General features: G+C 59.9%; 7 protein-coding genes. 2 read left to right on the top strand and 5 right to left on the bottom strand.

Annotated elements, in window-relative coordinates; translation table 11 throughout:
- Positions 1–119 precede the first annotated feature (119 nt).
- The 4 genes from JNN07_28955 to JNN07_28940 all read right to left on the bottom strand — a co-directional run bounded on the left by JNN07_28955 (position 120) and on the right by JNN07_28940 (position 3,877).
- Positions 120–1,076, bottom strand: coding sequence for a hypothetical protein (locus JNN07_28955; protein MBL9171794.1), 957 nt, complete (start codon positions 1,074–1,076; stop codon positions 120–122).
- 88 nt (positions 1,077–1,164) lie between these two features.
- Positions 1,165–1,590, bottom strand: coding sequence for a hypothetical protein (locus JNN07_28950; protein MBL9171793.1), 426 nt, complete (start codon positions 1,588–1,590; stop codon positions 1,165–1,167).
- Positions 1,591–2,072: 482 nt separating this feature from the next.
- A complete protein-coding gene (locus JNN07_28945; protein MBL9171792.1) occupies positions 2,073–2,534 on the bottom strand; it encodes a cupin domain-containing protein in 462 nt (153 codons plus the stop codon).
- 92 nt (positions 2,535–2,626) lie between these two features.
- Positions 2,627–3,877 (bottom strand): GNAT family N-acetyltransferase, encoded by a 1,251-nt coding sequence (locus tag JNN07_28940; protein ID MBL9171791.1) that lies wholly within the window; start codon positions 3,875–3,877, stop codon positions 2,627–2,629.
- A gap of 169 nt (positions 3,878–4,046) precedes the next feature.
- On the opposite strand from JNN07_28940, the gene JNN07_28935 reads away from it, so the two are divergent.
- Entirely contained in the window at positions 4,047–4,805 is a 759-nt protein-coding gene (locus JNN07_28935; protein ID MBL9171790.1) for a cytochrome b/b6 domain-containing protein, read from the top strand.
- Positions 4,802–5,566, top strand: coding sequence for a molybdopterin-dependent oxidoreductase (locus tag JNN07_28930; protein MBL9171789.1), 765 nt, complete (start codon positions 4,802–4,804; stop codon positions 5,564–5,566). The genes JNN07_28935 and JNN07_28930 overlap by 4 nt, the downstream gene beginning before the upstream one ends.
- Positions 5,567–5,691: 125 nt before the next feature.
- On the opposite strand, the gene JNN07_28925 is transcribed toward JNN07_28930, so the two are convergent.
- Entirely contained in the window at positions 5,692–11,694 is a 6,003-nt protein-coding gene (locus tag JNN07_28925) for a VCBS repeat-containing protein (protein ID MBL9171788.1), read from the bottom strand.
- Between the last annotated feature and the right edge of the window lie 13 nt (positions 11,695–11,707).

Here is an 11,707-nt window from a genome sequence, read left to right as displayed (position 1 = left end):
ACCCCTTACTCTTCCTATAGCCTGCGTCCCCTGACGCGGCTCCCTCCAACACGCGATGTAAGCAGTAGCGCTCGTTCCTAAACAGTTAACTCAGCCACCCACTGTCTCTGCGCTCCTGCCTACTTCGCATTCTTGTTAGGCGCAAATCCACGTTCGACCTGAAAAGGAACATCGAGCTGATTCAGAGCGGCGAGCCGGCTGGAAAGCTCGCTCAAGGAAAGCGCAGAGACACCGGCTTTGGCTGAATAGGTCCCTGCCCAGGCAGCACCCTTGAAGTAAAAGTAAACATAAGCCATGCCGTAGAGCACCAACCCCAACACCAGCAGCGCACGATGCTTTGGACTCAAAGGCAAGAAGACTCCACCAACACGGATGCCACCACCCGGAGCGGGAGTTGAGGTGAGCAAGGGAGAAAGCGGTGGAACATCGAAGCCTCCGGCCTCCATAAGCCGGCGGATAGCCTCATCGCTGGCACCAGTCCAAACCCCCACCATCCTCTGCAGGTGAAGGACGTAGACACGATCCCCGCCCGGTCGACTCACCACAAATCCGCGCTGCGAATCTCCGGTCCCGTGGAGCTGATTCAGCCCCGAGACGCGCAGGTAGTCTACCCATGCCTTCTCCGCTTGAGTCGAACTCTTGAACTGCGCCAGGAGAACACTTTCCCCGCTAGGCAGAACGGCGAAGCGGGCAGAGTCCGCTGACTCAAAAACTCCACCGCCAATATTCCGGGCATCGGTCGTCAGCTGAGGTTCGACGTCGGGACCGAATAGGTTTTGAAGACCGTTGGTGATCGGGCCCTCTCTCACCGGTGCATCTTCGGGAGGAGGAGTCGCCAACGCACTCGACCGCAGGACGTCAGCCCTCGCGCTGCGCGAAGCAATGTACAGATTGCCAAGAAACTGGGGGACCACCACCAAGGCGAAGAGCCCGGCAAACCAAACGATGGGGCGCAGCGATGCGCCGCTGCGCCCCATAATCACTGCCAGGAGGGTGCAGACCACCACCCCGCCAGCCATCAATGCCAGGCTGATACCCAGGCCCGTATTGATACGAATCAGCTGAACCAGGTTCACAAAGTAGAGGGTCAAATATCAGGACTGGTGAAGAAAGTCAGTTTACCCAGAGCCCGTGGACTCCGTGAGCCACTCCTTGCTGACTCACTTAAGCGGGCCAAGAAAACCTCACCGATTTCGGGGCATCCGCAGAACCATCGAATTTCCGCAGTTGAACGAAGATTTCAATCTCGCTGGGCTGACCGTTGGCGACGTGCACACGGAATTGGATACATCGTGGATCGCTCGCACTGGGGTCGAAGCTGTAGCCCCATTGAAACCAAGCCTTCCCCTGTGCACCGGTGGATCGAGCGTTGGAACGCATCGCATCGGGTTCGAAAACGGCCCCGGCGGTCTGGGAAGACTTGATCCGCACGCGCCAGCCGAAACCATCCGTCTCCTTGTAGGCGACAAAAGCATAGTCGCAGTTCAGGACAGCGTCGTAGGCATCCACGTAGGCGAGGTGCTGATATTGGGCGCCACCGGGGACATTGGCTGGGGTTTCGATGAGTTGCTTCGTGGCAGTTGTATGCATAGGATGAGTTCTCTAGTTTGTTAAAAATATTTGGTTCGGGCGAAGTCACGTATCGCTCCGACACGATAGGTATCGCTCATCCTCGCGGTTTCGGGTATTCGCCTTTAGTCGGATGCGGGGAGCGCTCGTACTACAATTGTAGCGTCGTAAGCACGAAGCCACAAAGATACCGATGGGAAGGGGCCCGAGTTTTAAACCGCAAAGGACGCAAAGGACGCGATGAGTAACCGGAGGAAGGACAAAAACAGAGTTCTGCTTTTCGCTGCAGACATAGCTTCCTTCGCGGTTCAAGAGTCCTCGGGATAGTGTTCCGTGGGCCGCTCTTCCTCCCTGTAGGAGCCGCCGTGAGAATGCTTCCCCACCGAAAAGCTTAGTGAGCTTTGTGCCTTTGTGTGAAACACTCGCCTGTCCTCGTCCGAGTCCCAGATGGGCCGACACCCCAACCTAGGTATGGGGCAGGCCGGCCCATGCCACAAACGACGTTATTCCTTCGGCGGCCACTGCACGCCCTCGAGTTCCTTGGGCAGCTGCTTCGGATCCACCGGATAAATGAGCGAGAGGTCCATTTTGGAGAGGGATCCCTGCAGGAACTCCAGTTCCTCCGGCGCGCCCACGATGAGCCACAGCACATCCTCGCCGGTGTCGTTGAAAACCTGACGTAGCTGACTGGGGCCGACTAGCACACCGCTGTGTCGTGGAACCGTCAAGGTCTCCTCCCCTACGCGCAAGCGACCGGTGCCTTCCAAGACGAAGTAGAACTCCTCCTGACGGATGTGCTTGTGCAGGGTGTTCGCACTCTTGGGCGGCATTCGCCAAAGCCGTGCGCTGAGATTCTCGCTGCCGGTGCGTTCGAGAAAATCGGCGTTCGGAATCTTCATGAGATTCGACGGCCGCCAATGCAGATCCTCGGGCTTGATCTGGTGATATCCTTCAATGGGTTTCATAGTCGTCATTGCAACACTTTGATCTCGGCGAAAGCGCTCAATCCGGCACTGAATAGGTCATGCGTCCAAGCGTACGCTAAAGCCGCAGTCTCCTATCCCTTGAATGGATTGCGCTCTGGAGCCTCTTCATGATCCACCGTGGTCAAGACTCCTCGCAGGATCCAGTTCATCGCGGGAACTCGGTGTCTCAACCACACATTCATCGGTTCCGGCTTCGCTCCCATGGCCGCTTTTGGTTCCAGAGCGGTTCGACCCAACGAAAGTCGGCGACATCCCCAGCTTATGGCATCATTGATAGTGCTGTGGAGGAGGCGCAGATAGAGCGGGACGGCCGTCGAAGCCACCTGACGGTCGAAACCGATGTAATAGGCAATCGCGGTGTCCCCGTCACGGATGGAGGTGACGAAACCCAAAATCTCCTCACCCCGACGAACCACGGTACATCGAAAGTCCCCTCCGACTGCCCTGGCCAATTCGGGAAGGTAGGAGGCGGGAAGGGTCACGAGGCGAACCGATGCTTTTTGGTGAACACTTAGATACAACTCATGCAGCCGCTCCGCATGGCCGGAGAGGTCGGTCAAGGTCTCCAGGCTACAGCCCGCCGAAGCCAACTTCTTGAGCTGGTCTTTGGCATTGCGACGATATTTTGCGTCCAACGCCTGAAGATAGTCCTCATACGAACGCCAAGCCGGATCAATCGCGAGGACCATGTTCGGCTCGGTTTCAAGGGGTCGATACGAGAGCTGATGCAACCCCTCCACGTGACCCTGTTCCATTCCCAGATCCTTCACGATTACCAACTGAGTCTGACCCAAAAGTCGGTCGGAGCGACGGATCCGATAAAGAGCTTCCCCAACGGCAGGCCAAAGCTGGGCAGCTTCCCGCTCGGGTCGGAACCCGATGCCGTGAAAACCCCAGGACATCAGGTTCCCCGCGACAAGCATCCGTTGCTGCAGCCGCTCGGCCGCAACCACTGCCGCCGGCTTCAGCAGACGCTTGAGCAAACGCGGCTTCGTCCCCGATTTGGCAGCGGGGTCGGAGGAGCGAATCTGGGCCATCGCCACTTCCACCCGCTGCGCCGCCAGGATTGCCGCCGGGTCGCCATCTTGGTAGATGATGGAGTACACTGGGCGGACATTCTCCGGACCGTCAGTCTCGATGACCCGTAGAACCTCCCGGCGAAGGAAGAAGCCGCCGTGCTTCGCGACGGCATCCCAGTGATCAGGGCGCAAAGCCTCGATCGAGTCGGCGACAACGAACTGCATTCCAGTGGGACGGCGTCGAGCTTTTCGACGTGCGTGGAGCGCGCGAAGCCTGGAGCGGAGGCGAAGCGTGGATGCCATAGTCGGTAATTAGGTCATGGCCCAAGCTTTTTCGCAACCCGGTAGATCCAGAAACCAGATGGCTCGAGCGTCCCGCACGAATCCTCGCTTAAACTGACCAAAAGGCCTTGACGGTAAGAGCCTGTTTATCCTCAGATCGGAATCAGAACACCTTTGGCATCACCCGACCATGGCTGAACCATCAATTTCCCCAGCTACCGAGTCTTGCCCCGATCGAGGCGGCACCCGCGGAACGACTCAGGTTCGACACTCTCTCACGACCCGTTCAACCCACTGGATAGTGACTTTGTGCTTTTTGGCGCTGCTGGTCACGGGGATCGAGATCGTTATCTCCCATCCGCGTTTTTATTGGGGCGAAGAAGGCAACGTCAACACCCCTCCGTGGTTCTCCCTTCCGATTCCGTCGTCACGGGCTTCGGTGCCCACAGGGTATGCCCACGTACTACCAGACCAGAACGGATGGAGCCGCGCGCTGCACTTTCAAACCGCTTGGATTCTGGTCCCTACCGGGCTTTATTACCTCATTTCAGGTCTCCGCTCCGGCCACCTCAAACGTAACCTGATACCCGCATCGGGGGAGCTCTCACCGACGGCGCTCCTGCGGTCCAGCCTCAACCACCTGCGCTTCCGTCCCCATGCGGCGAGCCTGCACTACAACCCGGTTCAGCGGATCAGCTACCTCATCGTAATCCTCGGAGCATTCCCGCTGATGATTTGGACTGGCTTGGCGATGTCCCCGGCGTTCACTTCCGCGTTCCCGTTTTTCGTGGAGGTTCTTGGAGGGCACCAATCGGCACGCACCCTGCACTTTTTCGCTACCGTGTTCCTGACGCTCTTTTTGCTCGCTCATCTGGTCATGATCTACCGGACCGGCTTTAGGAAGCTCACCTGGGCAATGATCACTGGTAACGTGGAAAAGAATTCATGAACGAGAACCTTTCCCGCCGAAAGCTGATCACCCGTGGAATAGCAGTCGCTGCCGGGGTATCAGGCTTGGGCGTCGCTGCACGCCTCGCCGACAAGTACGGCCTGATCCCACCCGACGGCCGAGGCCCCTACGGACCCGGAACCGCATTGACCTATGCCGCCGACCGATTGCTTACCCGTCACAAACTCGCCCGGGAGTTTCCTCGGAACAAGATCTCGAAGACTCCATTCGCCAACGGCAAGCCTCCGGAGACGGACGCCTTCAAGCGGCTGCAGGCGGGCGGGTTCACCGATTGGCGGTTGAAGGTGGACGGCCTGGTTGCCAACCCGGGATCCTTCTCAATCTCCGACCTCCGAAGCCTTCCGCTGAGCAGTCAAATCACCCAAGTAATCTGCGAGGAGGGTTGGTCCTACATCGCCGAATGGATCGGAACTCCATTATCATCGGTCCTCCTGGCTGCCGGCATGCTCCCTCAGGCCAAGTTCGTGGTGTATTTCTCGATCGAGAGAGCAGAGTGGTGGGACAGCCTCGACCTGGCTGATGCCTTACACCCGCAGACGCTGTTAGCTTATGGCTTCAACGGAGGAGATCTCCCCGTCGGATTCGGCGGTCCGTTGCGAATGCGTGTCCCCCGCCAACTGGCGTACAAGAGCGTCAAGTACATCAATCATCTGACGGTGACCAACACGCTCGAGCCCTTCGGCAAAGGCCTCGGTTCCGCCTCCCCCGAAGGTGGCTATTCCTGGCACGCCGGGATTTGAGGGAGAGAATCGTCCGATAGCTCGCCGGCACAGATCGAACGTCGAGGCGATCCAAAAGCCCGAGGAACGAGGAGGGACGGTTCACACAACCTTCCGCTGCCGGAGTAGCCGTCGACTCGCCACCGTTACTCCCCTTGCAGCAGTACCCCCAGTTGGCTGACCAGGTCGGGGCGTCCGTCGGCATTAATGTCCACCGCGCCCTGCACGCCCAACGGCCCGGCGTAGACCGCAACCGACGGTTGGAATCCCCCGGTCGCGTCCGCCAATAAGTATCCCCGGCTCCCCACCACGTCTCTACGCCCATCCCCGTTGAGGTCGAGGAACCCGACCAACCCCGCATCCTCGGTTAGCGTGGCGAGTGTGGTAATCGTCCCGAAGCCTGAAACAGTTCCCGCACGCATGGAGAGAAGCCGAGTCCCATTAAGTGGATCGATGACGGTCGTCAGCAAATCGGAAGCCCCGTCCCCATTCGCGTCCGCAATCAACAGTCCGCCAAGGTAAACCGCCGGCTCCAGCGCCTGACGCGTCACCCACGCTGTCTCGCCGTCGAACTGCAGCAACTCGAGGAAACTCACCTGTTGCGCCCCCACGAGACGTGTCCCCCGAACGAGCAGCTCGGATTTCCCATCGCCATCCACATCCAAGGGCTGGAGGCTCGACACGGTGAGCGCCGCCGAATACACGATCGGTGCGGCAACTCCGCCGGCCCCGTCTCCCCGGACCAGAACCAGCCGACTGCCCCCCAGCAGGGATCCTCCTCCCGTCTCCACCACCAAATCCTGAACACCGTCGCTGTCGAAATCGCCACCGACAATGCGGTTGGGACGTGAGTCCATCGAGACGGTGGCAGAGGCAACGAATCGGCTGCCGCCTTGGTTGGTCAGCACCACGAGCTGGTTGGTGCTGCGACTGTCGAAGGCTTCTGCCCGCCGCACCACCGCGAGATCAAGCAGACCGTCGCGATTCAGGTCCCGCTGTTCGAAGGCCACCACAATAGAGCCCATCGAGTTGCTCGCCAGCAGCGAGCCGCGTCCCTCTGCCGCCAACGGCTGCCAGACCTGGATGGAGTTCGATCGAGAATCAAGCACGGTCAGCTCAACCGAGCCATTTCCGTCGATATCGCCGGTCGTAACCTGCAGCGGAACCAACGACTCGGAAACAATCTGCGTCCGAGTGCGGAACGAGCCATCCCCACGCCCGAAGTTCACCAACGCACCAGAGGAGCCGATGCCGCTGATCAGATCAGGATGAGTGTCGCCGTCCCAGTCGCGAACATCCAGAAGCACTGGGCCGCAAGGCACAGCCGTGGCTGTTCCCATCACGCCACCCTCCCCAGCCATCAGGACGGAGACAAAATCCCCGGACGCGTGACTGGCGATGAGATCGAGCCGGGAGTCATGGTTCAGGTCAACCATCCTGAGAGACGTGACCGGCCGACCTACCGGATACGCCAAGATCCGTCCGAAGGTCCCGTCGCCGGCACCAAACGCGATCCGGATGCTTCCCGCATTCCCGGCCTCGCCCCCGACGAGATCGAGATGCCCATCCACATCCATGTCCACACACACCAACGAATTGACCGTCCGAGGCAGGGGGATCACAATCGCCGGCGCATATCCTCCGGCCGATCGACTCAAAAACACCACCGTCTGACTGGCGAACGCCACCACCACATCGTCAGCCCCGTCTTCATTGAGGTCCCCCAAGGCCAGGGCCTCCGCCGTGCCGAAGGAGTTGGTCTGAAGAGTTCCCGCAGCGAGCAACAGGCCATCTGAAGTGCCCTGAAACAGGCTCACACCACGCCCGTTCCGACTGAGGACGGCCACATCCAGAAAGGCGTCTGCAGTCAGCCGTCCCAGCACGATCTTTTGGGGATCACGCAGCACCGGATGGGTGGTGACGACTGCAAAGCCGCCGTCGCCCGATCCGCGCAGCACGTAAAGGTTCGAGGAAAGCGAATCCACCACCAAGCCATCCGCAAACCGATCCGCGTCCAGCTTGGGGAAAACGGCGTCCGTGATAATCAATGTGCCAGGAACACTGGAGAGAAGACGATTCGCAAAGGCTCCTTCCACCGTGCCCAGTTTGGTAGCAACACCACTCCCGGAACGACCGGCCAGATCCAGAAGGCCGTCATCGTTCAGATCCACCAACTGTCCACCGTCATGGGTGGGAATCACCAGGCCGGGGAAGAGACTGGTAGAGGAGGGAATCGAATCGACAGTCAACGGATCCGTCCCGTCTTGATATTCCTTCAAGTTGGATCGCAAGTCCCCATCGGGATCTTGCAGGGCGTCCGACGCCACCAACGGATGGAGGATCGTGGGACGCTGAAGTTCGTAGACATCGTCGATCCCATCCGCGTCCACATCCAAAGGAGTGCCGATCGGCTGGGCTTCCAGGACATAGTGCTCGGCCGTGGGGATCATCGGAGGATTGGGATCCGTAAGCACGGCGCTGCCTGGCGCAGTAAGCGTCACAGCCACGGGCGAGCCAACCGGTTCTCCTTGAGATCCGGCACGATAGAGCAGATAGTAAAATCCCTCCTTCGATGTGAAATGCACGCCCGCCGCACCCTGCGGCTCGGCCGTGACATCGCTGATGGTGGAAAGTTCTCCGAATTCTCCATACGCCATGGTGACCCCGCTGCCATAGTCGAGAGGATCCCCGATAAAGGCGAACGCCTCCCGATCCCCGGCTCCGCCAAATACTTCAGCGAGCAGACGGTAGCGAAGCTCGAAGGAGTGACCGTTGGGTATACCTTCCAGGTTCACCGTGCCGAGGTGCCGGACCTGACGATACTCGGCGCTAAAGCTACCTTCCACACGCAGTGCCTGATCGGGAAGGTCGCCCTCTTGAAAGACGATGGCAAAACTGGGAGGGACTCCCGCGGCGGCGGCCTGACCGGCAATCTCCGCCCGATACAGGAAAACCGGCATCCAGGACGGTGAGACATCGAATGCCCGCATCTCTACCGAAATCTCAGCCATCGCTCGCAGGTCTTCTCCGCCGATCCCGAATCCACCGAGACGCAAAACCATGGGTTTGACCAGGAATTGCGGGTCCTTGAGCCCAGCCTGCTTAATGAAGCTTCGCTGCCAGCGGACCCCGCTGGAATAGGTCGACCCCACCGCGACGTTGGTCGGAGCGACACCAAGACTACCAGCACGTGCCAAGGCATAAAATGTTCCGGAGTTGGTCGCCCATGCCCGGGCCCCGATACTGTTGGTCATGGTAGCCGCGACGGTGTCGGAACCGAGATAGGCCTCGACCACCGGATCATTGGGCCGGCTGTCGATCTCCTTAAGCGCCGGGTTCAGGGTGGTCGCTACAGCGGTCATCTCCACCAAAGCCAGATCCACGGCCAAGTCCGCCCCCCGATCCTCCAGGACGACTTCCTGATCGCCAATCGATCGCATGATGACATTGGTGCCGACACCTATTTCGATAGGATCGCTGGCCACGTAATAGGTAGAACCCTCAGGAACAGTAAAAATATTGGTCAGGTGGTCGGGAGTGAAGAGAGAGGCGGGAAGATCCGAAATCGGCATACGGCTGTCCGCGTCGTAGACCTTCACGGTGGACTCGGAGCGGATCTCCGGATGCCGATAATAGAACCCCTCAGCTGAGACGTGAAAGTCCACCGAATCAATCCAGTCCAGAATTTTCAGCGGATCCGGGACTTGCGGATCAGCCCACAGCTCCGAGGTGGCCAGAACTTGCAGGTCGGATCGTGGAACTCCACCTCCGGGCACCTTCCGGGTGGCGGTTGGATCCAGCTTTCCATCGCCGTTGAAGTCGCCGCGTGGATGTCGCCGCGCCTCGTCTGGATCGCCCGTTCGACCGTCTGCGTTCGCATCGCCAGACGGATGCCTTGAGGAACCGTTCAGCTGCTGTCCACGTTCGGAGGCGAGATACCAGTCGCGCCACCGGCGGAAATCGGCCATGTCTATCACGCCATCGCCAGGCACGCTGAGCAACCCAACATAGTCCGGCCCCTCCGTGATCCGTTCAAAACTCCGTTCCTTGCCGGGACCCCAGCCAGGAATTTCCAACCGCGTGCTCCCATCGAGTGAGCTGTCATCGATGTCCAGGATCATTCGTTCCACCCGGCGATCCGGGCGCAGCGAGTCGATGCCCCACAGGCTTTCCCAAGCATCGACCCAGGGGCCCGCGCCACGAATGAGGCCGATGATTTCTACCGGGGTCAGTGTCGGTTCCACCGCGAGAAGAAAACCGGCCACTCCAGCCGCAAACGGGGAAGCCATGGAAGTACCGGGGTAGGCCGCGTATCCCCCCGCCTCGACGAACGTGGTGGAGAGGATATCCTCCCCCGGAGCGTAGATATGAGCCCCCCGGTTGGAGAAGGAGCTAATGATGCCTCGACGGTCATGGGCACCTACCACCAGCACATTCGGGGTTTGCCATTCCAAGGCCGCACTGCACATGGGACTGGCGAAGGCAGCCGGAAGCAGGTCGCTGTCATTACCGGCAGCGCACACCACGAGCACTTGCGGAGCGTTGCGCAGGACCGCATCCACGAGCCGACCATAGTTTGTAGCGACATGAGCGATCTGATTGGAATAGCTCGCGGTGAAGAGGTTGGTCAGTGTGGGGCGGATGGCGTTGGTCGCCAGGTACCAATTGAATCCCAGACTCATGTTAATCACACGGGTCCGGGTTGAGGTGACGGTCGATCGAAGTTCCTGAACCAAACGGAAAGCGGTGTCGTAGTCTGCCGAGGTCACTATCCCCACCTGAGGGGGAACGGCGGTAGAATCGGTGGATCGAATGACGAACGATTGTCCCAGCAGGGACGCGAAGGGGTTGACACCGTCCACCCCCAACCCGTTGTGGTGAGTCGCACCAATGATCCCGGCCACGTGATTGCCGTGGTCGTCAACTCCCATCCACGGCGCCCCGAGAAACCGCGCCACGGAGAGATCGGGATGCGGGGCGAAGTCGACGTCTATGACCGTCGTCAGCACGGCGGGAACGGCGGAGGCTCGTAGAGCGGGTATCACATTCCACATCTGGGGCACGCGGGCGAATTCCAATCCCCAGTTACCTCCCGCGAACTCCCCCGCCCTGCCCCAGTCCCACCCGACAGCCGCCCGTTGATCATCGCTGATCAGTGCGGGACCGATCCCGATGTCGGGGGCGGCAGCCTGCACCAACCCTTCACGGAGGAGTGCAGAGGTCCTTAGAATGAGTTCCTCCGGAGTTTGACTGGAAAACTTCACCATGAAGAGGGCATTGGAAAGAGCTGCATCCGCCGGGCTGGAAGCAACCACGGTGGCGCCATGACGCGCGATCAACTCATTAAACTGCCCGATCGTGACGTTGGTTCGAAGCATCAACATCGCGTGATGCGCGGAAGGCACACCCGGAGGCGGAAAGTCCGTCCGATCTGGGTTGTAGGGCAGCCGAGGGGAGGCCAGGGCAAGCTCTGCGGAGGGATCACCTGCCAAGCGTGTCAAGGTTGGCATTCCCAGGATCGCACTGAGATCGGTTCCCGAGAGATCCAAGCCGTCCAGATTCACCGAACTCAGGTTAGCCCCGGCCAGGTTGGCATTCCGCAGGTCCGCGCCCGCCAAATTCGCTCGCGTCAACACCGCACCTGCCAAGTGGGTGCCGACCAGTTTAGCCCCGGCGAGATTGGCATCGCGGAGGTCCGCCCCGCGCAAGTCCAGTCCGGAGAGGTCAGCTCCGGGAAGATTCAGGCGATGCCTTAAGCGAACATAACCCCGCTGGTGCATCCTGGGAATCAAGCGCTCGTGCCCAATTTGTGCGGCCCCAAGGAATCCGCCTGGTATCGTGGCCGGATCTACTTCCCAACCAAGCAAGTCCTGACTCGTTTCCAGCTGAAATTCGTTATGAATATAGGGAGCGTTGGTGGTCAACGAGTCAGACTGCCACGAAATCCGCAGGGATTCCCCAGCCATGGACGCGCCAAGCCGGACTTCCACCGCCCCGACGCGGGGGCAAAACAGAATCCAACTGCTCAGGAGCGTCAGAAGGGCGGTCCCGGCTGCCGACTTGAGTAAACGTTCACCTAGGTACCCGACGGCTGCCCATGGACGTCCGGTGCCGCTCAGCGTGTCGATCGTTGGTTTGGTGCGCTTCATAATGGCCTTTCAG

The organism is Verrucomicrobiales bacterium, from assembly GCA_016793885.1.
GTDB lineage: Bacteria > Verrucomicrobiota > Verrucomicrobiia > Limisphaerales > UBA11320 > UBA11320.
The sequence above is the reverse complement of the archived record's forward strand: the minus strand, read 5'-3'. Positions and strand labels throughout refer to the sequence as shown.